Origin of the sequence: Streptomyces sp. LaBMicrA B280 (genome assembly GCF_049222185.1) — a bacterium.
GTDB lineage: Bacteria > Actinomycetota > Actinomycetes > Streptomycetales > Streptomycetaceae > Streptomyces > Streptomyces murinus.
In genome coordinates this window covers 148,608-167,816 of the sequence record NZ_JBMJCT010000064.1, presented here as the reverse complement: position 1 = coordinate 167,816, position 19,209 = coordinate 148,608, and the positions used below count along the sequence as shown (strand labels likewise).

Genomic DNA, 19,209 nt, shown 5'->3' with positions numbered 1-19,209 from the left:
GCACTGCGGAAGGTCCAGAAGTCGTCATCGGGCGGACGGCTCCCACGGTACCGCCCGCACCGCACACCGTGCGCACGAACGAAACCGCAGCTCAGGAGCCCTTCGCGGCCGGCTCCAGGATCGCCACGCACTCCACATGATGCGTCATCGGAAACAAATCAAACGCCCGCAGCATCCGCACCCGATACCCACTCTCCCCGAAGTACCCCAAGTCCCGCGCCAGCGCCGCCGGATCGCACGCCACGTACGCGATGCGTCGTGCCCGCAGGGAGGCGAGGTGCTTGACCGTGTCGCGGCCCGCGCCCGCGCGGGGTGGGTCGAGGACGATCAGGTCGACCTCGGTGATGCCCGTGCGCGGGAGGACGGATTCGACCTTGCCCTGTTCGATGCGGACGCGCGGGAAGTCGGCCAGGTTGTGGCGGGCGTCCTCGACCGCGCGCTTGCCGGACTCGATGCCGAGGACCGCGCCCTTGTCGCCGAGGCGGTCGGCGAGGGCGCCGGCGAAGAGGCCGACGCCGCAGTAGAGGTCGAGGGCCATCTCGCCCTTGCGCGGGAGCAGACCCTGCATGACGGCGGTGACGAGGGTGTCCGCCGCCTTCGGGTGGACCTGCCAGAAGCCGCCGGCGCCGACACGGTGGGTGCGGCCGTCCGCGCGCTCGCGGACGAAGGGGCGGCCGTGCACGCGGTGCACGCCCCCGGCCTTCTCGTCGACCCGCATGACCGAGACCGGCTTGTCCAGCTCGACCAGGGGCAGCCGGCCGCCCGGACGCGGGGTGAGGATCACCTGGCGGTCCTGGGAGCCCGTCGCCGCGATCGCCTCGACCGACTCCATGCCGGCCCACTCGTGCTTCTCGATACCCAGCTCCGACACGCCGGGCGCCGCGATCATGCAGTGGTCGATGCGCTCGACCTCGTGCGAACGGTGACGGCGCAGACCGGCGTGGCCCTCGGCGTCGACCGCGTACTGCACCCGGGTGCGCCACTGCGGCACCTCGCCCGCGGGCAGCTTGTCGCCCTCGGCCGGGACCACCGTGCCGTCCCAGCCGGCCTCCTCGGGGGTGAGGCCCGCGAGCCGCCGCAGCTGCTCGGCGAGCACGTCCGCCTTCAGCCGGCGCTGGGCGCCCGGCTTGGCGTGCTGCCAGTCGCAGCCGCCGCAGCGGCCGGGCCCGGCGAAGGGGCAGGGTGCCTCGATGCGGTCCTTGGACGCCTCCAGGATGCGTACGGCGTCCGCGCGCAGGAAGCGCGCGCCCTCCTCGCCCTCGGTCACCCTCGCCACCACCCGCTCGCCGGGCAGCGCGTGCCGGACGAAGAGGACCTGGCCCTCGGCGGTGCGGGCGATGCAGTGGCCGCCGTGGGCGACGGGGCCGATCTCGACCTCGTACTCCTCGCCCACCAGAGACGTGGTCGGTTCTGCCTGCATGGTGGGTGGCTCCAGAGGATCGGGTGCGCGACGGAGGACGGCAAAAAAGCAGACGAGCTGCGGAGACGGGTCCGGGGCGGTCGAGCGCAGCCCGGTGGACCGACAACAGCCCACCAGTCTACGGCCTCGCCGCCCCGGTCCCGTACCTCGGTGTCGCGTCAGTCCTTCGCCGCCGAGCCCGCCGAGCCCGCCGAGCCCGATGACCCCGACGTTCCCGACGGCTCCGACGGCTCCGACGGCTCCTTGGGCCGCTCCCCCGCCGGGCCGCGGCGGACCGCGCCGGGCGCGCTCCACTCCTGGCGCCTGCGGGCCCGCATCTTGGCCGCCTCGGAGGAGGCCAGCTGGTAGGGCACGGAGGTGACCATCACGCCGGGCGTGAACAGCAGGCGGCCCTTGAGGCGCAGGGCGCTCTGGTTGTGCAGCAGATGCTCGTACCAGTGGCCGACCACGTACTCGGGGATGATCACGGAGACCGCGTCCCGCGGGGACTCCTTGCGCAGGCCCTTGACGTACTCGATCACCGGCCGGGTGACCTCGCGGTACGGCGAGTCGAGGACCTTCAGCGGTACGTCGATGCCGCGCCGCTCCCACTCCTCGCGCAGCGCCCTGGTCTCGGCCGGGTCCACGTTGACCGTGAGCGCCTCCAGGCCGTCGGAGCGCATCAGCTTGGCGTAGGCCAGGGCCCGCAGGGTCGGCCGGTGGATCTTGGAGATCAGCACCACCGAGTGCACCCGGGAGGGGCGGACCAGGTCGTCGTCCGGCTCCTCGGGCGCGGCGATCTCCTCGGCGACGCGGTCGTAGTGCTTGCGGATCGCGGTCATGGTCGCGAAGAAGATGCACATGCCCAGCAGGGCGACCCAGGCGCCGTGCGTGAACTTGGTGACCAGGACGACGACCAGCACCAGGCCGGTGAGGAAGGCGCCGAAGGTGTTGATCGCCCGCGAGCGCATCATGTGGCGCCGCTTGGCCTGGTCCTTCTCGACCGCCAGGTGGCGGTTCCAGTGCCGGACCATGCCGGTCTGGCTCAGCGTGAAGGACACGAACACGCCGACGATGTAGAGCTGGATCAGGCGCGTGGAGTCGGCGCCGTAGATCACGGTCAGCAGCGCGGCGGCGCCGGCGAGCAGCACGATGCCGTTGGAGAAGGCGAGCCGGTCGCCGCGGGTGTGCAGCTGGCGGGGCAGGTAGCGGTCCTGGGCGAGGATCGAGCCGAGCAGCGGGAAGCCGTTGTACGCGGTGTTGGCCGCGAGGAACAGCACCAGCGCGGTGGCGGCCGCCAGGAGCACGAACAGGAAGCTGCCCTTGCCGAAGACCGCCTCGGCGACCTGGGAGATCACCGGGTTCTGGACGTAGCCGGAGCCGATGGGGTGCCCGTTGTGGATCAGGTCCGTGGCGGGGTTCGCGGCCATGCGCACCTTGGTCGTCGCGGCCAGGGCGATGATGCCGCAGAACATGGTGACGGCCAGCAGGCCCATCGCCGCGAGCGTGCTCGCCGCGTTCTTGGACTTCGGCTTGCGGAAGGCCGGGACGCCGTTGGAGATGGCCTCGACGCCGGTCAGGGCGGCACAGCCGGAGGAGAAGGCGCGCAGCATCAGGAAGACCAGCGCGAAGCCCGCGAGGCCCTGGTGCTCGGCCTTGATGTGGAAGTCGGCGGTCGGCGCCCGCATGGTGTCGCCGAGCACCAGGCCGCGGAACGCGCCCCACAGGATCATGATGAAGACGCCGCCGACGAACACGTACGTCGGGATCGCGAAGAGCTTGCCGGACTCCTTGACGCCGCGCAGGTTCATCAGCGTCAGCAGGACGATCACGGCGGTCGCGCAGAGCACCTTGTGCTCGACCACGAACGGGACGGCCGAGCCGAGGTTCTCGATGCCGGAGGCGATGGACACCGCGACCGTCAGCACGTAGTCGACGAGCAGGGCGCTCGCGACGGTGAGGCCGGCCTTGGGGCCGAGGTTGGTGGTCGCCACCTCGTAGTCGCCGCCGCCGCTCGGGTAGGCGTGCACGTTCTGGCGGTAGGAGGCGACCACGGTGAACATCAGCACGACGACCGCGACGGCGATCCAGGGGCTGAAGTGGTACGCCGACACGCCCGCGATGGACAGGACCAGCAGAACCTCCCCCGGCGCGTAGGCGACGGAGGACAGCGGGTCGGAGGCGAAGACGGGCAGTGCGATGCGCTTGGGCAGGAGGGTCTCCCCCAGCCGGTCACTGCGCAGTGCGCGCCCGATCAGGATCCGTTTGGGCACGTCGGTCAGTTTGGACACGAGAGAGGATCGTAAGCCTTCGAACTGGCAGCCGCCCACCCTGTCCGCAATATCTTCCCCATGGGTGAACTCGGCGGCGGAGTGATGTACGGATTCCGTGGCGCGGGCTCGGGTCGTGCCTAGATGGCAAACCCCGTCTGTCGCCGACTCGTGGAGGCACCATGCCACCGACCGCTGAGCTGATCGGGGCGGTGCTCGCCCTGGCCGGCCTCGGAATCCTGACCGTGTGCAGCGTGCGCAGCATCACTCGCAGACGAGCGGATGAGCCTCTGTGAGCCCGAATGAGCCCGTATGAGCCCGGTGCGCGGGCGCTACCCGGGTACGGGGGTGCCCGGTGAGGGTGATGCGTGTGTAGCTTGGGCGACGGTCTGAGAACCTGTTAAGGCCAAGCCAACGACTCTTGACATCGGAAGGACGGTCGTGCACATCGTCATCATGGGCTGCGGGCGAGTAGGCTCCGCTCTCGCCCAGACCCTGGAGCAACAGGGGCACACGGTCGCCGTGATCGACCAGGACCCGACCGCCTTCCGTCGGCTGGGACCGGGATTCGGGGGCCGCCGGGTCACCGGAGTCGGCTTCGACCAGGACACCCTGCGCGAGGCGGGGATCGAGGAGGCGGGCGCCTTCGCGGCCGTCTCCAGCGGCGACAACTCCAACATCATCTCCGCGCGGGTCGCGCGCGAGATGTTCGGCGTGGAGAACGTGGCCGCCCGCATCTACGACCCCCGGCGCGCCGAGGTCTACCAGCGCCTCGGCATCCCGACCGTGGCCACGGTCCGCTGGACCGCCGACCAGATGCTGCGCCGGCTGCTGCCCTCCGGGGCCGAGCCGCTGTGGCGCGACCCCACCGGCGGGGTGCAGCTCGCCGAGGTGCACGCCTCCCCGAAGTGGGTCGGCCACAAGATCAGCAAGATGCAGGAGGACACGGGAGTCCGGGTGGCGTTCCTGACCCGGCTGGGCGAGGCGATCCTGCCGACCTCCCAGACGGTGCTCCAGGAGGGCGACCTCGTGCACGTGATGATGCGGACGGACGACGTGGACACGGTCGAGGCGGCGTTCGCCGGGGGCCCGGAAGAAGAGGGCGGTCACTGATGAGGGTCGCCATTGCCGGAGCCGGCGCCGTGGGCCGCTCGATCGCGGGCGAGCTGCTGGAGAACGGCCACGAGATCCTGCTCATCGACAAGGCTCCGACCGCCATCTCGGTGGAGCGGGTGCCGCAGGCGGAGTGGCTGCTGGCCGACGCCTGCGAGATCACGTCCCTGGACGAGGCGGCGCTCCAGCGCTGCAACGTGGTGATCGCCGCCACCGGTGACGACAAGGTCAACCTGGTGGTGTCGCTGCTCGCCAAGACGGAGTACGGCGTCCCGCGTGTCGTCGCCCGGGTCAACAACCCCAAGAACGAGTGGCTGTTCAACGAGGCGTGGGGCGTGGACGTGGCCGTCTCCACCCCGCGTCTGATGTCCGCCCTGGTCGAGGAGGCGGTGAGCGTCGGCGATCTGGTGCGGCTGCTGCGCTTCAGCCATGGCGACGCCAACCTCGTGGAGCTGACGCTGCCCGAGGAGTCGGCCCTGGCCGGCACCCAGGTCGGGGACGTGCACTGGCCCGAGGACACCTCGCTGGTGACCATCATCCGGGGCACCCGGGTGCTGACGCCGTCCCGGGACGACTCCCTGGAGCCGGGCGACGAACTGCTGTTCGTGGCGGCCCAGGCCCGGGAGGAGCAGCTGGAGGAGCTGCTGTCGGTGCGCAAGCGCGAAGAAGGCTGACGGGCCGAGCGGACGGGCCCGCGGGCCCCGAGCACGCGGAAGGGCGCCCTTGGTGACAAGGGCGCCCTTCGCCGTCGTGGTGACCGCCTACGGTGCCTGGCTCACATCTGGCGACCGTCTACGGTACGTAGCTCACGCCTGGCGACTGTCCACGGTACGTAGCTCACGCCTGGCGACTGTCCACGGTACGTAGCTCACGCCTGGCGACCGTCTACGGTACGGAGCTTCACGCCTGCCTGCGATGGCGGCCGGGCAGGGACTCGGGCTCGCCGCTCTCCGCGGCCAGCGCGGCCTTGCGCTCCTTCTCCGCCTTCTCGGCCTGCTCCTCGGCCTCCATCTCCGCGAAGACGTCGATCGGCGCGGGCGCCTTGGCGAGGAAGACCCAGGTGAGCCAGACGGCCAGCAGGAAGGGCGGGATCTTCAGGGCGACGAGGACCCAGCCGAGCCGGGTGGTGTCGGACCACCAGTACAGCGGGAAGAGGACCGCGCACTTGGCGAGCAGGATCAGGCCCCAGGCCCAACTCGACTTCGCGTAGGCCTTCTTGCGGCCCGGGTTACGGGTGCGCCAGGAGAGGTTCTCCTTGAAGACCGGGCCCAGGACGACGCCGATCAGCGGCACCCCGAGCAGGGTGGTGACGATGTAGGCGAGCGCCAGGCCCAGCGTGTAGAGCATGCCGGGGAGGTAGAAGTCCTTGGCATTGCCGGTGAACATGGCGAACACCACGCCGAAGACCACGCCGAACACGCCGCTGAAGGCGTGCTTGACGGTGTCCTTCATGGCGAGCCGGACCACGACCAGCACCAGGGAGACGGCCAGCGCGGCGATCGCCGAGAGGTGCAGGTCCTTGTTGACCGTGAAGATCGCGACGAACAACAGGCCCGGCACGACCGTCTCGACCATGCCGCGGACGCCGCCGAACGCCTCGAACAGCGCCGCCTCCGTCACCGCACGGGCGTCGCCTTCGCCGGACACGCCGGGCGGGGTCTGGTCGGTGTCTTCGGTCGGCTTGTCGAGGGACGTCACCGGCTACTCCCGTCCGAGGGGTCGCAGTTCGTACTTCGGGTTGAACAGCACCCGGCGGCCTCGGCTCAGCGAGATCCGGCCCGATGCGATCAGCTTGCGCCCCGGTTCTATGCCCACGATGGAACGCCTGCCGAGCCACACCACGTCCAGCGCCGCGGAGCCGTCGAACAGCTCGGCCTCCAGGGCCGGGACTCCGGCGCGCGGACGCAGGGTGACCGTGCGCAAGGTACCAGTTACGGTGACGATCTGCCGGTCCTGGCAGTCGCCGATCTTCGTGCAGCCCGCCGTCTCGGCGTCCTCGCGCAGCTCCTCGGACTCCAGGTCCTCCTGGGACGTGGAGAGCCGGTCGAGCATGCGCCGGAACCGGCCGGCCGGCTTTTCTGAACGAGGAACAGCACTCATATCTGAAGCGTACCGGGGCCCGCCGACACCGCCGTATCCCCGCTCACACTTCCCCCGTACGCGCCCTGTCACTTCTCGAACCGGTACCCCATCCCGGGCTCCGTGATGAAGTGCCTGGGGTGCGAGGGGTCGGCCTCCAGCTTGCGGCGCAACTGCGCCATGTAGACGCGCAGATAGTTCGTCTCCGTCCCGTAGGACGGCCCCCACACCTCCTGGAGGAGCTGCTTCTGGCTGACCAGGCGGCCGGTGTTGCGGACCAGCACCTCCAGGAGGTGCCATTCCGTGGGGGTGAGCCGGACGTCGCGCCCGCCGCGGTGCACCTTCTTGGCGGCCAGGTCGACGGCGAACCCCTCGGTCTCCACCGTGGTGACGTCGTCCTCCCCGGCGCCGACCGGCTCGGCGCGGCGGACGGCGGCGCGCAGCCGGGCCAGCAGCTCGTCCATGCCGAAGGGCTTGGTGACGTAGTCGTCGGCGCCCGCGTCCAGGGCCTCGACCTTCTCGTCGGAGGAGTGGCGGGCGGAGAGCACCAGGATCGGCACCCGGGTCCAGCCGCGCAGGCCCTTGATCACCTCGACGCCGTCCATGTCGGGCAGGCCCAGGTCGAGGACGACCACGTCGGGGTGGCGGGAGGCGGCGAGATCGAGGGCGGTCCTGCCGTCGGCGGCCGCGTCGACGTCGTACTTGCGTGCCTTGAGGTTGATCACGAGGGCGCGCACGATCTGCGGCTCGTCGTCGACCACGAGGACCCGCGTGGGGGTCCGGTCCCCGCTCGGGCTCAGCATAGGGTCTGCCTTTCTGGTTCCGCGCTGCCCGGCCCACCGTGGGCCGGGGCGGGGATGGACGCCGTTTCGGGGGACTCCGCGACCGGCTCCCGCCCGTGGATGCTGCGCAGGCTCAGCACCATGGTGAGGCCGCCGCCGGGCGTGTCCTCCGCGGTCAGGGTGCCGCCCATGGCCTCGGCGAAGCCCCGGGCGACCGCGAGGCCGAGCCCGACGCCCGCGCCGCGCGGGGCGTCGCCGTAGCGCTGGAAGGGCTCGAAGATACGGTCCTTGGCCGTGTCCGGCACGCCGGGGCCGCGGTCCACCACGCGGACCTCCACCCGGTCGGCGAGGGCGCTGGCGGAGACCAGGACGCGCCGGCCGCCCGGGCTGTACTTGACGGCGTTCTCCACGAGGTTGGCCACCGAGCGCTCCAGCAGGCCGGGGTCGGCCAGGATCATCGGCAGCGTCTCGGGCACGTCCAGGTCGACGCTGTCCTCCGGCACGCCGCCCAGAGCCATCGGTACGACCTCGTCCACGTCGATCTCGCGGATCAGCGGGGTGACGGTGCCGGTCTGGAGGCGGGACATGTCCAGGAGGTTGCCGACGAGGTGGTCGAGCCGGTCGGCGCCCTCCTCGATGCCCTCCAGGAGTTCGGCGCGGTCCTCCTCGGACCACTCGACGTCGGCGGAGCGCAGCGAGGAGACGGCGGCCTTGATCCCGGCCAGCGGGGTGCGCAGATCGTGGCTGACGGCGGCCAGCAGGGCGGTGCGGATGCGGTTGCCCTCGGCGAGCGTCCGGGCCTGGTCGGCCTCCTCCTGGAGGCGTCTGCGGTCGAGGACGACGGCGGCCTGGGCGCCGAAGGCGGCGAGCACCCTGCGGTCCTCGGCGGGCAGCACCCGGCCGGTCAGGGCGAGCGCCATGTGGTCGCCGACGGGCATGTCGACGTCGGCGTCCTCGGGGCGCTCCAGGACGGGCCCGAAGCCGGCGCGGCCCGCGCAGGTCCACGGCTCGACGTCGCTCTGCCGCTCCAGCAGGGCCGCCGACTCCATGGCGAAGGTCTCCCGGAGGCGCTCCAGCAGCTCCTCCAGGCTGGTCTCGCCGCGCAGCACGTTGCCGGCCAGGAAGGACAGGATCTCGGACTCGGCGCGCAGCCGGGCCGCCTGGTGGGTGCGGCGGGCGGCGAGGTCCACCACGGAGGCGACCGACACGGCGACGCCGAAGAAGATCACTATGGCGACGATGTTCTTGGGGTCGGCGATGGTCCAGCGGTGCAGCGGCGGTGTGTAGAAGTAGTTCAGCAGCAAAGAGCCGAACGCCACCGAGGCGAGGGCGGGCAGCAGGCCGCCGAGCAGGGCCGCGGCGACCGTGACGGCCAGGAACAGCAGCATGTCGTTGGCGAGGCCGATGTCGACCGTGTTCAGCAGCAGCGCGAGCACGGCGGGGCCCGCGGCCCCCATGGCCCAGCCCGAGAGGATCCGGCTGCGGCCGAGGCGGGCGCCGCGGGTCACGGGCAGCCCGCGGCCCTTGGCGACCTCCTCGTGGGTGACGATGTGGACGTCGAGGTCGGGGCCGGACTCCCGGGCGACGGTGGCGCCGACGCCGGGTCCGAAGACGTACTGCCAGGCCTTGCGGCGCGAGGAGCCGAGCACGATCTGGGTGGCGTTGACGCCGCGTGCGAAGTCCAGGAGCGCGGCCGGTATGTCGTCGCCGACCACATGGTGGAAGGTGCCGCCGAGGTCCTCCACGAGGGTCCGCTGGACGGCGAGTTCCTTCGGGGAGGCGGCGGTCAGCCCGTCGCTGCGGGCGATGTAGACGGCGAGCACCTCGCCCCCGGCGCCCTTCTCGGCGAGCCGGGCGGCGCGGCGGATGAGCGTACGGCCCTCGGGCCCCCCGGTCAGCCCGACCACGATCCGCTCCCGGGAACCCCAGATCTTGGAGACCCGGTGCTCGCTGCGGTACTGGTTCAGGTACTCGTCCACCCGGTCGGCGACCCACAGCAGCGCCAGTTCGCGCAGGGCGGTGAGATTGCCGGGGCGGAAGTAGTTGGACAGCGCCGCGTCGACCTTGTCGGGCTGGTAGATGTTCCCGTGCGCCATCCGGCGGCGCAGCGCCTCCGGGGACATGTCGACCAGCTCGATCTGGCCGGCCCGTCGTACCACCTCGTCGGGGACGGTCTCGCGCTGGCGCACCCCGGTGATGGACTCGACCACGTCGCCGAGTGATTCCAGGTGCTGGATGTTGACGGTCGAGATGACGTCGATCCCGGCGGCGAGCAGTTCCTCGACGTCCTGCCAGCGCTTGGCGTTGCGCGAGCCGGGGATGTTGGTGTGGGCGAGTTCGTCCACCAGGGCGATGGCGGGCGCCCTGCGCAGCACGGCGTCGACATCCATCTCCCCGAAGACGCCCCCGCGGTACTCCAGCTCCTTGCGGGGCACCTGTTCGAGGCCGTGCAGCATCACCTCGGTGCGCGGCCGCTCATGGTGCTCCACGAACGCCACGACACAGTCCGTACCGCGCTCGACGCGCCGATGCGCCTCGGCGAGCATCGCGTACGTCTTGCCGACCCCCGGCGCCGCCCCGAGATAAATCCGCAGCTTCCCGCGTGCCATGGCTCCATTGTCTTCCGCTTACCCCTGCCTACGCAGCGTCGACCTTACGGCCAACGTTGGGGACAAACCGGACGGGGGTGGGCGTACGAGAGCACTTTGACGGAACCCTGATGGGTGCCGGGCGCCCTGTCCGCGCGCGGGCGCGAAAAACGGGCCGCACCTCGCGAAGGCGCGACCCGTCTGCTGGTGACCGTCAGCGGACTTCCGTGATCTCCGGACCCCGCTGAAGCTGTCCCATGCCCCCGGAGAACCGCGAACCCTCCTCCTGCTGGACCCCCTCGGGAACCATCTGGGCGTCGTTCGGCAGCTTGAGGACGATCGGGTCGCGGGGCGCCATCGGGCCCTCGCCGCGGACCACGACCGTGTCCCGGAAGATCTGCTCAAGCAGCCCGGCGGCCTGCGGCTGCACCGCGCCCTGGCCGGAGATCACACCGCGCAGGAACCAGCGGGGGCCGTCGACACCGACGAACCGCACCACCTGGAAGCCGCCGGTGCCGTCCGGCAGCTGCACCGGCACCTGGGCCCGCAGCTCCCAGCCGAGCGGACCCTCGACCTCGTCGACGATGCCGCCCTGCTGGGTGATCCCGGCCCCGATCTCCTCGCGGACCTCGCCCCAGATGCCCTCGCGCTTGGGCGCGGCGAAGGCCTGGAGCTGGACGGCGCTGTCGTTCAGGACGACGGTGGCGGCCACGATCGCGTCACCCGCGACCTCGACCCGCAGCTCCATGCCGTCCACGCCCGGCACGAACAGGCCGCCGAGATCCACCCGGCCCTCGGCCGGGTCGCTCACCTCGGTGCTGTCCCACGGGCCCTCGGGCCGCGGACCGGGCTCCAGCCGGACGCGCTCGCGCTCGGCCTCCACTTCCTCGTCCGCCTCGGTGTCGACGCTGTCGACGACCTGCTCGGCCTCGCCGGCCGCGTCCTCGGCGGCACCCTTCTTGTTGCGACGTCCGAACACGTCACTGTCCTTCCCGGTCGGATACGACCGAAGCGTATCGATTCCCACCCGTCGGGCCGCCCTCGGCGGACCGACCGCTTGTGCCGCTCTCGTCGCCCACCGCGGCATGGCCACCGGTGGACCCGAAGCCCCCTTCGGCCCGCGCCGAGCCGGGAAGCTCCGCGACCTCCTGGAAGCGGACCCTCTCGACCTGTTGGACGACCAGTTGGGCAATCCGGTCGAAGCGCTCGAACCGCACGCTCTCGCGCGGGTCGAGATTCACCACGATCACCTTGATCTCCCCACGGTACCCGGCATCAACCGTCCCTGGGGCATTCACCAGGGCGACACCGCAGCGGGCGGCGAGACCGGAACGTGGGTGCACGAAGGCCGCGTACCCCTCCGGGAGGGCGATCGACACTCCCGTGGGCAGAAGGGCCCGCTCACCGGGGGCCAGCTCGCACGCCTCGGTGGTGCGCAGATCGGCGCCGGCGTCCCCCGGGTGCTCGTACGCCGGCAGCGGTACGTCCGGGTCCACGCGCCGGATCCGCACGTCCAGCGGGGGGCGGCCGGCGGGGTTCAGGGGCTGCTGCGGGCTCACGGGTTCACCTCGAAGGCACGGGCCCGGCGGACCTGGTCGGGATCGCTCATGGCGGCCTGGATCTCCTCCGGGCGGCCGTGGTCGATGAAGTGGTCGACCTTCACCTCGACGAAGAGGGCGTCGGCGCGGACGGCGACGGGCCCGTCGGGACCGTCGAGGCGGCCGACGGCACGGGAGTAGATCTTCCGCCCGGCGACGGCGGTGACCTCGGCGGCGAGATGGAGTGTGGAGCCGACCGGGACGGGCCGCAGGTAGTCGGTCTCCAGGCGTCCGGTCACGGCGACGGTCCGCAGCAGCCAGTTCAGCGAGCCCAGGGTCTCGTCCAGGGCGGTGGCCAGCACCCCGCCGTGCGCGAGGCCGGGAGCGCCCTGGTGGGCGGGCTGGACGGTGAACTCGGCGGTCAGGGCGACGCCCTCGCCCGCCCGTGCCTCCACGTGCAGCCCGTGCGGCTGCCCGGGGCCACAGCCGAAACAGTGTTCGTAGTGGGCGCCGAGGAGGTCCCCGGGTGCGGGCGCGTCGGGGTGCCGTACCGGTTTCACCGCGTCGGCTGGGGGCTGAAGGCTTGCGGAACTACCACTCACGAGCGCAGACCTTACCCGCGCGTCGCCCTGTACAGGATCCCGCGCCGGGCTCGTACAGGAACCCGTGCCAAGCTTGGCTCCATGCAGCACTCCGCGACCCCGTACGAAGAACGCCTCACCGCCCCCCGCTCGTGGTGGCTGATCAGCTTTCTCGTGGGCGTCTCCTTCGCCCTGATCCTGTTCCCGTTCGGCACCCTGCCGATCCTGGGCGGCCTGGTCGGCGGTACGGCCGCGGCCGCGGTGGTCGCCAGTTCGTACGGCTCTCCGCGCATCCGCGTGGTCGGCGACTCGCTGATCGCGGGCGAGGCGAAGATCCCGGTGTCGGCGCTCGGCGAGTCCGAGGTGCTGGAGCCGGAGGAGGCCCGCGCCTGGCGCACGTACAAGGCCGATGTCCGCGCGTTCCTGCTGCTGCGCGCCTACATCCCGAGGGCGCTGCGGGTGATCGTCACGGACCCCGAGGACCCGACGCCGTACCTGTACCTGTCGACGCGTGAGCCGGAGCGGCTGGCGGCGGCGATCGAGGCGGCGCGCGAGGCGAACGCGCCCACTCCGGCGGAGAGCTAGGAACCCGCTCCCCGGAAGCCGCTCGGAAGGGTCCAGGAGGGCCGGAGAGGGCCCGGGGAGAGCCCAGGGGGGTTCGGGCTGGGTCAGAGCCCCTTGTGAAGACCGCGCAGTCTCAGGGGCTTCGCAGGCTGTTCCAGGGGTGGCAGCTGCTCCAGCTCCTCCCAGGGCACCTGGATCTTGCGCAGGTCGGCGCGGACACGGGCCGCGAGCTTTCTGGTGTCCCGGCGGTTGAGGACCGCCCCGACCGCGGCGCCCACCATGAACGGCATCAGTGTGGGCATGTCCCGCACCATCCGCTTCATGATCTGCTGGCGCAGTTCGCGCTTCATGCGGCCGCCGAGGGCCGCGTCGTACGTCGACGGCTTCGTCACGTCGATGCCGCGCTCCCCCGACCAGGAGGACAGATACGCGGTGCTGCGGACCTTGAGGTTGCCGGGCGGCCGCAGGCCGTAGACCTCGTGCAGTTCCGCGATGAGTTTCAGTTCGACCGCCGCGACGCCGGTGATCTCCGTGGCCAGTTCGGTCGGCAGGGCGGGCGGTACGGGCAGCATCGCCGCCGCACCGACCCCGGCCCCGATGGTCGAGGTCCCGGCCGCGGCGCCCGCCACCAGTTTGTCGGCCAGTTCCTCGGGTCCGAGACCGGGGAACTGCCTGCGCAGGGTCGCGAGGTCGCGTACGGGCACCCGCGGGGCGATGTCGATGACACGGTCCGCGAGGTACGCCAGGCCCGCCCGAGCGCGGTCACCGCTCCTGCGGGCGCCTTCCCGGGCGATGACCCGGGCTTTGCCACCGATGACCCGTGCCTGTCGCCTGGCGATGGGCACGGGTCCTCGCTTCGGCACCGGGTGGTCGGCCCGGTCCGCCGTCGGTTCGAGCGGGGCTCCCGTGTCCGGGGAGCCACGCTCGTCGTCACGCGCGCCGAGTGGGCCGTCGGACGGCCCTTGGTCCGCTTTCCGCAGGGAGAAGCGGCGCTTCCGGGGAGGGGTCGAGCCAGTCATGGCCGACCCGTCCTCAGTCGCAGTCGCGGCAGATCGGCTGACCGTTCTTCTCGCGGGCCAGCTGGCTGCGGTGGTGGACCAGGAAGCAGCTCATGCAGGTGAACTCGTCCTGCTGCTTCGGCAGGACCCGGACGGCCAGTTCCTCGTTCGAGAGGTCCGCTCCGGGCAGTTCCAGGCCCTCGGCGGCCTCGAACTCGTCGACGTCCACCGCGGAGGTGGTCTTGTCGTTCCGCCGGGCCTTCAGCTCTTCCAAGCTGTCCGAGTCGACGTCATCGTCTGTCTTGCGTGGAGTGTCGTAGTCGGTTGCCATATCGCTCTCCCCCTCTGGGTGTCTGCGGTGTCTCCAGCGCACGTAACGCGTGAGAGGCCGGACTTGTGCCCGACCTGAGGCGGAGATTTTGCCTCACATCAAGGGCTGTTACTCAATCGACACCCAACCCGATCCCTCAAGAGTGATCGGCTTGGATGGCGGTGAGGACCGTACACGCTTCGAATACCGCACCTCAAAGGCGCCTCATCGTGTACTTCCCGTGATCAAGAGCCCTGAAAACCAGGACTTTTCAGGCTTTCTGCCCTCTGTCATGATCACTGAACGTACATGGCCGGAAATCCGCCCATGTGATCGATCACACAAACACAAGCCCATTCGGCCCCCGGAAAATTCCGCGTGAAGCGAACATCTCCCGCGTGTGTCGACAGAATGGGCAGTGGATCACAGCGGAAGTGTCACACGCATCACGAGGCCACCGCCCTCGCGGGGTCGCGCCGCGATGTGCCCGCCGTGCGCCCTGGCCACGGACCGCACGATGGACAGGCCGAGGCCGACGCCCTTGTCGCTGCCCGTGCGCTCGGTGCGCAGCCGCCTGAAGGGCTCGAAGAGATTGTCGATCTCGTACGCCGGCACCACCGGACCGGTGTTCGAGACGGTGAGCACCGCCTGTCCGTGCTGGACCTCGGTGTCCACCTCGACCCAGCCCCCCTCGGCCACGTTGTACCGCACGGCGTTCTGTACGAGGTTCAGCGCGATGCGCTCCAGGAGCACGCCGTTTCCCTGCACCACGGCCGGTGCGCGCTCGCCGCGGATCTCCACGCCCTTGGCCTCCGCCTCGGAGCGCACCTGGTCGATGGCCTGGCCGGCCACCTCGGCCAGGTCGACCGGTTTGCGCTCCACGATCTGGTTGTCGCTGCGGGCGAGCAGCAGCAGGCCCTCGACCAGCTGCTCGCTGCGCTCATTGGTGGCCAGCAGCGTCTTGCCGAGCTGCTGGAGCTCCACCGGCGCGCCCGGGTCGGAGAGGTGGACCTCCAGGAGCGTGCGGTTGATCGCGAGCGGGGTGCGCAGTTCGTGCGAGGCGTTGCCGACGAAGCGCTGCTGGGCGGTGAAGGCCCGCTGGAGGCGCTCCAGCATCTCGTCGAAGGTGTCCGCCAGCTCCTTGAGCTCGTCGTCCGGGCCGTCCAGCTCGATCCGGCGGGACAGGTCGGAGCCGGCCACCGCGCGGGCGGTGCGGGTGATCCGGCCGAGCGGGGACAGCACCCGGCCGGCCATCGCGTAACCGAACGCGAAGGCGATCACGGCGAGCCCCAGCAGGGCCAGCAGCGAGCGGCTGAGCAGGTTGTCCAGGGCGACCTGGCGCTGGTGGTCCACGCACTGGCTGATCGTGTTGTTGAAGTCGGCCAGCGGCAGGCTGGTGGTGTTGATCGCGGGGCAGTTGTCGCTGGAGACCTTCAGCTCCTGGAAGCTGACGATCTTGAACAGCGGCTGGTTGCCGGTGCTGATGGCCTGTGCGGCGAGCAGGTAGATGATCGACAGCAGCAGGATGCCGGCGATCAGGAACATGCCGCCGTACAGCAGCGTGAGACGTATCCGGATCGTGGGCCGCAGCCAGGGGAAGGGCGGCTGGGGGCGCCGGGGGTCCCAGGTGGGCTTCGGGGGCGCCTGCGGGGGCGCGGGGGTCGTGGCCATGGCCGATCAGATCCGGTAGCCGGAGCCGGGCACGGTGACGATCACGGGGGGCTCGCCGAGTTTGCGGCGCAGGGTCATCACCGTCACCCGGACCACGTTGGTGAACGGGTCGGTGTTCTCGTCCCAGGCCTTCTCCAGCAGCTGTTCCGCCGAGACGACCGCGCCCTCGCTGCGCATCAGCACCTCCAGGACCGCGAACTCCTTGGGCGCGAGCTGGACCTCCTTGCCGTCGCGGAAGACCTCGCGGCGGTTGGGGTCGAGCTTGATGCCGGCGCGCTCCAGGACCGGCGGCAGGGGCACGCTGGTGCGGCGGCCGAGGGCGCGCACGCGGGCGATCAGCTCGCTGAACGCGAACGGCTTGGGCAGATAGTCGTCGGCACCGATCTCCAGGCCCTCGACACGGTCGCTGACGTCTCCGGAGGCGGTGAGCATGAGCACCCGGGTGGGCATGCCCAGCTCGACGACCCGGCGGCAGACGTCGTCGCCGTGCACGAGCGGGAGGTCGCGGTCGAGGACGACCACGTCGTAGTCGTTGACGCCGATGCGCTCCAGGGCGGCCGCGCCGTCGTACACGACGTCGACGGCCATGGCCTCCCGGCGCAGTCCGGTGGCCACCGCATCGGCGAGCAGCTGCTCGTCCTCGACGACGAGTACGCGCACGTCCGTTGTCCTTCCTGTGTCCACCCGCGTAGCGCTCCGGGGCGCCGGCGCGGGCAGGGGTGTTCGTGGAGTGTGACCTCCATCCTGCCCTTTTCGGCCATAAGTCGGCTGTAAGCGGGGTCCGGCCGCAGGAACGGGCGCCCCGGGCGGGAATACGAGAATTTCTGCACCGGCGAGGTTTCCCGCAACGGGAGCGGGGGGAGGACGGGTTTACACCCCGCGATCACGCTCTGCATGTGCCGCAGCACCATGCGGTACCTCGCGATCCGCTTGTGCAGGGCGGGCGCGGGTGTCCGGCACCGTAGCCGCGCCCGGCCGGGCGCGCCGGGCATCCGCGGGAGACGTGATCGTCCTTTCCCACCCGGCACACCCCCGTGCCACCGACCCACCGACCCTGGACGAGGGGGCGCAGCATGGACGCTTTCACCGCAGGACTTCTCCAGCGCATAAAGACGACCGAGTCCGACCTGTCGCGGGCCCGCGACGAGGGCGACGACTTCCTCGTGGAGGTGGAGCAGGCAGAGCTGGACGACCTGCGCCGCCTCGCCGCCGAACACGGTGTGGAGGTCGGCGCGACCCGCGTCTGATCCACCCGAGCGCACCGGCGCGACACCAGCACGCGAAGGGACCCCGGCGAATCCAGCGCCGGGGTCCCTTCGCGTCGTGCGGGAGTAATCGCCCGGTCGTCCGGAGGCCGTCAGTCGTGCCAGGCCCCGAAGTCCTCCAGCAGCCCCTGGAGGGGCTCGAAGACGCCCGGGGTACCCGCCAGCGTCAGTTCCCGTGAGGGGCCCTGTGCGGGCCGTCCACCGGTCAGCGCGCCCGCCTCCCGGGCGATGAGGTCCCCCGCGGCGTAGTCCCACGGGTTCAGCCCGCGCTCGTAGTAGCCGTCGAGCCGGCCGCAGGCCACGTCGCACAGGTCGATGGCCGCGGAGCCGCCCCGGCGGATGTCCCTGACCAGCGGGATGAGCCGGGCGGCCACCTCGGCCTGGTGGGCGCGCACCTCGGTGACGTAGTTGAAGCCGGTGGAGACCAGCGCCTGCTCCAGCGGGGGCGCGGGACGGCAGGCGAGCGCCCGTTCGCCCGCCCACGCGCCGGTGACCCAGGCGCCGCCGCCGCGTACCGCGTGGTACGTCTCGCCGCGCATCGGGGCCGCGACCACCCCGGCGACGGTCTCGCCGTCCTGCTCGGCGGCGATGGACACCGCCCAGGTCGGCAGGCCGTAGAGGTAGTTCACGGTGCCGTCGAGCGGGTCGATCACCCAGCGCACGCCGCTGGTGCCGGCGGCGGAGGCGCCCTCCTCGCCGAGGAAGCCGTCGTCGGGGCGCTGTCCTGCGATCAGATCGGTGATCAGCTTCTCGGCCGCGATGTCCATCTCGGTGACGACGTCGATCGGGCTGGACTTGGTCCGCGCCACGGCGAGATCGGCCGGGCGGCCGTCCCGCAGCAGTTCGCCGGCGCGGCGGGCGGCCTCCTGGGCCAGTCGCAGCAGGTCCCGGTGCAGGGCCTCGGTCACGGGTCTCCTCACGCGTAGGGGCTGTCGGCGCCCGCGGCGGCCGGGCGGGGCGCCCGGGACGGGCAGCAGCCGACGGGGCATACGTTGTGGCTCGCGCCCAGGGTGCCCAGGGCGCAGGGGGTGATGTCCTGGCCGCGCTCGATGGCGGCGCGCTCCAGGATCAGTTCGCGCACGGCGGCCGCGAACCGGGGGTCGGCGCCCACGGTGGCCGAGCGGCGCACCGGCAGGCCCAGTTCCCCGGCCTTGGCGGTGGCCTCGGTGTCGAGGTCGTACAGGACCTCCATGTGGTCGGAGACGAAGCCGATGGGGGCCATGACGACCGCCGGGACGCCGGCCGCGTGCCGCTCCTGGAGGTGGTCGCAGATGTCGGGCTCCAGCCACGGGATGTGCGGGGCGCCGGAGCGGGACTGGTAGACGAGGCGCCAGGGGTGGTCCACGCCGGTGCGCTCGCGGACGGCGTCGGCGATCAGCTGGGCCACGTCCAGGTGCTCCTCGACGTAGGCGCCGCCCTCGCCATGGGCCGCCACGGGACCGGAGGTGTCGGCGGCGGCCGTGGGGATGGAGTGGGTGCTGAAGGCGATGTGGGCGCCGTCGCGGACGTCCTCGGGGAGGTCGGCCAGGGAGCGCAGCACGCCGTCGATCATCGGTTCGACGAAGCCGGGGTGGTTGAAGTAGTGCCGCAGCTTGTCGATCTTCGGCAGCTCCAGGCCCTCGGCCTCCAGGGCGGCCAGCGCGTCGGCGAGGTTCTCGCGGTACTGGCGGCAGCCCGAGTAGGAGGCGTAGGCGCTGGTGGCGAGGACCAGGACGCGGCGGCGGCCGTCGGCGACCATCTCGCGCAGGGTGTCGGTCAGGTACGGCGCCCAGTTGCGGTTGCCCCAGTAGACCGGCAGGTCCAGGCCGTGCCCGGCGAAGTCCTCGCGCAGGGCCTTCAGGAGGGCGCGGTTCTGGCCGTTGATGGGGCTGACCCCGCCGAACCGGAAGTAGTGCTTCCCGACTTCCTTCAGGCGTTCCTTCGGGATGCCGCGCCCGCGTGTGACGTTCTCCAGGAACGGGACCACGTCATCGGGGCCCTCGGGGCCGCCGAAGGAGAGCAGGAGCAGGGCGTCGTACGGAGTGGCATCGAGCGCGTCTGGCATGTGCCGA

General features: G+C 71.3%; 19 protein-coding genes. 4 read left to right on the top strand and 15 right to left on the bottom strand.

The genetic code is table 11. The features are described from left to right. Positions 1-91 precede the first annotated feature (91 nt). Both ACLF5H_RS35160 and ACLF5H_RS35155 read right to left on the bottom strand, forming a co-directional pair. Positions 92-1,420 carry a class I SAM-dependent RNA methyltransferase gene (locus ACLF5H_RS35160; protein ID WP_421680057.1) on the bottom strand — a complete coding sequence of 443 codons (1,329 nt, stop codon included), beginning with the start codon at positions 1,418-1,420 and terminating at the stop codon, positions 92-94. Positions 1,421-1,578: 158 nt separating this feature from the next. Then, the gene (locus ACLF5H_RS35155) at positions 1,579-3,690 is read right to left on the bottom strand and encodes an APC family permease (RefSeq protein ID WP_421680056.1); all 2,112 of its coding nucleotides are present in this window, start codon (positions 3,688-3,690) and stop codon (positions 1,579-1,581) included. Positions 3,691-4,110: 420 nt separating this feature from the next. On the opposite strand from ACLF5H_RS35155, the gene ACLF5H_RS35150 reads away from it, so the two are divergent. Both ACLF5H_RS35150 and ACLF5H_RS35145 read left to right on the top strand, forming a co-directional pair. Continuing rightward, positions 4,111-4,782: a potassium channel family protein gene (locus tag ACLF5H_RS35150; RefSeq protein ID WP_128792054.1), complete on the top strand. Its 672-nt coding sequence runs from the start codon at positions 4,111-4,113 to the stop codon at positions 4,780-4,782. Next, complete coding sequence (locus ACLF5H_RS35145; RefSeq protein ID WP_421680055.1) at positions 4,782-5,456, top strand: potassium channel family protein; 675 nt, start codon at positions 4,782-4,784, stop codon at positions 5,454-5,456. Before ACLF5H_RS35150 ends, ACLF5H_RS35145 begins: the two co-directional genes overlap by 1 nt. 226 nt (positions 5,457-5,682) lie before the next feature. Here ACLF5H_RS35145 and ACLF5H_RS35140 read toward each other — a convergent pair whose 3' ends face one another. The 7 genes from ACLF5H_RS35140 to ACLF5H_RS35110 all read right to left on the bottom strand — a co-directional run bounded on the left by ACLF5H_RS35140 (position 5,683) and on the right by ACLF5H_RS35110 (position 12,371). Continuing rightward, complete coding sequence (locus ACLF5H_RS35140) at positions 5,683-6,480, bottom strand: DUF3159 domain-containing protein (protein ID WP_421680054.1); 798 nt, start codon at positions 6,478-6,480, stop codon at positions 5,683-5,685. Positions 6,481-6,483: 3 nt separating this feature from the next. Further along, a complete protein-coding gene (locus ACLF5H_RS35135; RefSeq protein ID WP_078967283.1) occupies positions 6,484-6,882 on the bottom strand; it encodes an OB-fold nucleic acid binding domain-containing protein in 399 nt (132 codons plus the stop codon). A 68-nt stretch (positions 6,883-6,950) separates the two neighbouring features. Next, positions 6,951-7,664, bottom strand: a complete 714-nt coding sequence (locus ACLF5H_RS35130; protein ID WP_421680053.1) for a response regulator — start codon at positions 7,662-7,664, stop codon at positions 6,951-6,953. After that, complete coding sequence (locus ACLF5H_RS35125) at positions 7,658-10,252, bottom strand: ATP-binding protein (protein WP_421680052.1); 2,595 nt, start codon at positions 10,250-10,252, stop codon at positions 7,658-7,660. The genes ACLF5H_RS35130 and ACLF5H_RS35125 overlap by 7 nt, the downstream gene beginning before the upstream one ends. Before the next feature lie 193 nt (positions 10,253-10,445). Then, positions 10,446-11,210 (bottom strand): DUF3710 domain-containing protein, encoded by a 765-nt coding sequence (locus tag ACLF5H_RS35120; RefSeq protein ID WP_421680051.1) that lies wholly within the window; start codon positions 11,208-11,210, stop codon positions 10,446-10,448. A 1-nt stretch (position 11,211) separates the two neighbouring features. Further along, a complete protein-coding gene (gene dut, locus ACLF5H_RS35115; protein ID WP_421680050.1) occupies positions 11,212-11,790 on the bottom strand; it encodes a dUTP diphosphatase in 579 nt (192 codons plus the stop codon). Then, positions 11,787-12,371 (bottom strand): PaaI family thioesterase, encoded by a 585-nt coding sequence (locus tag ACLF5H_RS35110; protein WP_421680049.1) that lies wholly within the window; start codon positions 12,369-12,371, stop codon positions 11,787-11,789. The genes dut and ACLF5H_RS35110 overlap by 4 nt, the downstream gene beginning before the upstream one ends. 81 nt (positions 12,372-12,452) lie before the next feature. On the opposite strand from ACLF5H_RS35110, the gene ACLF5H_RS35105 reads away from it, so the two are divergent. Next, on the top strand, positions 12,453-12,935 hold the full coding sequence (locus tag ACLF5H_RS35105) for a DUF3093 domain-containing protein (RefSeq protein ID WP_421680048.1): 483 nt from the start codon (positions 12,453-12,455) through the stop codon (positions 12,933-12,935). 83 nt (positions 12,936-13,018) lie between these two features. Here ACLF5H_RS35105 and ACLF5H_RS35100 read toward each other — a convergent pair whose 3' ends face one another. The 4 genes from ACLF5H_RS35100 to ACLF5H_RS35085 form a co-directional block, all read right to left on the bottom strand. Further along, positions 13,019-13,933 (bottom strand): hypothetical protein, encoded by a 915-nt coding sequence (locus ACLF5H_RS35100; RefSeq protein ID WP_421680047.1) that lies wholly within the window; start codon positions 13,931-13,933, stop codon positions 13,019-13,021. A gap of 13 nt (positions 13,934-13,946) precedes the next feature. Continuing rightward, positions 13,947-14,243 carry a DUF4193 domain-containing protein gene (locus tag ACLF5H_RS35095; protein ID WP_037654155.1) on the bottom strand — a complete coding sequence of 99 codons (297 nt, stop codon included), beginning with the start codon at positions 14,241-14,243 and terminating at the stop codon, positions 13,947-13,949. A 402-nt stretch (positions 14,244-14,645) separates the two neighbouring features. After that, a complete protein-coding gene (locus ACLF5H_RS35090) occupies positions 14,646-15,893 on the bottom strand; it encodes a sensor histidine kinase (protein ID WP_421680046.1) in 1,248 nt (415 codons plus the stop codon). Positions 15,894-15,899: 6 nt separating this feature from the next. Further along, positions 15,900-16,553: a response regulator transcription factor gene (locus ACLF5H_RS35085; protein ID WP_094216398.1), complete on the bottom strand. Its 654-nt coding sequence runs from the start codon at positions 16,551-16,553 to the stop codon at positions 15,900-15,902. A 413-nt stretch (positions 16,554-16,966) separates the two neighbouring features. Between ACLF5H_RS35085 and ACLF5H_RS35080 the strand changes: the two genes are divergently transcribed. After that, positions 16,967-17,140: a hypothetical protein gene (locus ACLF5H_RS35080; protein ID WP_164932606.1), complete on the top strand. Its 174-nt coding sequence runs from the start codon at positions 16,967-16,969 to the stop codon at positions 17,138-17,140. Positions 17,141-17,250: 110 nt separating this feature from the next. Here the strand turns inward: ACLF5H_RS35080 and ACLF5H_RS35075 are convergent, their stop codons facing one another. Together ACLF5H_RS35075 and ACLF5H_RS35070 are read right to left on the bottom strand one after the other, a co-directional pair. Further along, positions 17,251-18,066 (bottom strand): inositol monophosphatase family protein, encoded by an 816-nt coding sequence (locus ACLF5H_RS35075; protein WP_421680045.1) that lies wholly within the window; start codon positions 18,064-18,066, stop codon positions 17,251-17,253. Between the two features lie 8 nt (positions 18,067-18,074). Then, positions 18,075-19,202, bottom strand: coding sequence for a ferrochelatase (locus tag ACLF5H_RS35070; protein WP_421680044.1), 1,128 nt, complete (start codon positions 19,200-19,202; stop codon positions 18,075-18,077). Positions 19,203-19,209: the final 7 nt, after the last annotated feature.